The 2,241-nt window shown below is 32.2% G+C and carries 1 protein-coding gene; it reads left to right on the plus strand.

Annotated elements, in window-relative coordinates; translation table 11 throughout:
- Positions 1-350: 350 nt before the first annotated feature.
- The coding region (locus AWE51_RS20995) for a glycoside hydrolase family 98 domain-containing protein (protein WP_157766185.1) at positions 351-2,241 on the plus strand (1,891 nt) is incomplete at its 3' end.

Consider the following 2,241-nt stretch of genomic DNA (forward strand, 5'->3'; position numbering starts at 1 on the left):
CTTTCCAAACAATGAATGGACTTTTGTTGTTTTATTGAAATATTAGGAAAAGAGTAGATATCCTTGTTGCTACATTTTCACTGACAAAAAAATGATTTACGTTTTGTAATGCTTTTGAACACACAGGTGACCAATAAAAGTATTTTCCTCGATTTCTTATTTTGGTTTAAATATGTATAGTCTTGAATTTGATTTGTTAAAGTATGTTAATTTGTGTAAAAGAATAATTAAAATTGATTTTTGAGGTAAAAAGGTGTATGTAAATGGTATTCATTGTGTTAATGTGAAAAAATAATTTAATTATTTTCGCGAAAACATAAACGTAACACAAACCAACAAACACAATGAAAATGAATTGCTTAAAACCTCAATTAATGGTTTTGTTTCTTTTTTTTGTACAATCTATATGTGCAGAAATAAAACCTATTTCACCACCAAATGGAATGACAATGACTCAAATTGCTGCTTCTTTTAAAGCAAACAGCAATTCTGGTGGCCCCTATTATTTAGAAATATCTAAAGATCCAAATTTTAGACTGGATGTTATTAACCGCTCCACTAATGTTAAAGGAAATAATACAGGAAATGTTTATTTCTTATTCTATGAAGATGCTTCTCTACTAACACCTGGTACTTGGTATTGGAGAGTTGCAGAAAAAAACAAAAATAATTGGTCGCAAGTTATGTCGGTAAAAATTGAAACTTCGCTTCCGGCAATAGAACCAAAACGACAAATAAACCATAAAAACCCAATTTTTCATGCAAGACTACGTTCGAGTATTGGATTAGAATCGGATGCATTGTCTAGATTAAAAAGTATCATTCCTGATGATCTTAAAGAAAACTTTGTTCTAGATCATCCCACTACATTTCCACATCTTTTAAAAGGAAATACTGTTATTAAGTATTACGAAAAAATAAATAAACTAGGATATCCATTTATTATGGATATAGGTAGGCCAGATGGTTTTAATCACGAAAACCAGGGTGATAGAGCGGTAACCTTAAGCGAGGTTGAGTATGTTTTACAAAATTTTGACAACTGTATAGGAATTGCCTCAGGTGAATTATTTTATGAATATTTCAATTCTGGTTACACCAGAGAATTTAATGATGCTGCTATGGATCTGTGTGCAAAATATGGAAGGTATTATTTTCACTCAGATATGAACTGGAGATACAACAAGTGGAGTATGTTTGGAGAGCTTAATTATGATAGATTCAAACAAAAAAAAATAGGGAAGTATTTTGTACCTTTATATAAGACAACCGATCCGTGGGGAGCACTAACCTGTACAAGCGCGATTCAGGGAATGGGATTGACTGGAATGGTAGATAATTATGGTATATGGTCTGATGCATGGTTATGGGATCATAAAAAATTTGGACATCCTGGACAGTATGCGAATGGAAATGTAAATTATTTTCCATATATGTTTAATATGAAAGCTTTCTTATGGTCAATTTCTCAAGGTGGGACCGTTACAGGACTAGAACCAGCAGTTGCTTGGGGCGAATCTGGTGTCCCTAATGAAAACCATAGTAAATACTTGATTCCTTTTATTAGAGGTGTATTGAAACATAATATCATGATTAATAAGGAAGCTATTAAAAAAGCAACTAAAGTAATTATAAAACTGGATGTTGATCCATTTACAGAAGTTATAGATTATAAAAATGATAAATATGGCAATTTTTATCGTAGTACATATGGATTATGGGATGGGGGCAAAGATCCATCTAGAGAAGAAATCATACCTAACACATCGCGCTATTTAGGGATTCCATTTTTACCACACAAGAATGCGTCTACTCCATCTGGCATGAAACTTATCAATTTATCCCAAGTACAGACCAAGCAAGATGCTGAAAGCAAAATTAATTCTCTTTACCCTGCCAATAATAATGAGGCATACACTGTAGATCTTGATAATACAATAATTGTACTAAATACTTTTGAAAATCAAGATAAGAAACAATCTTATAACATCAGCTTAGGAACAAATGGTATTTTAAAGATGGGGGGTGATATACATCTGATGAGTTATATTATGGGAAAAAGAGAAATAGAAAAAAAGCAATATTGGTTTCAGGTAAATGCTCAAACTAAAGGAAATAGTCTCGGCGGCAAATATAATCTATCGGAGTACCCCACTATTATTACTTTTACCTGTTCAAAACGTCCAACTTTAAAAAGTGACCAAATGTCTGCTTTTATCAGACAGGATTGGGATGAAGCAA

The sequence above is a fragment of the Aquimarina aggregata genome, assembly GCF_001632745.1.
GTDB lineage: Bacteria > Bacteroidota > Bacteroidia > Flavobacteriales > Flavobacteriaceae > Aquimarina > Aquimarina aggregata.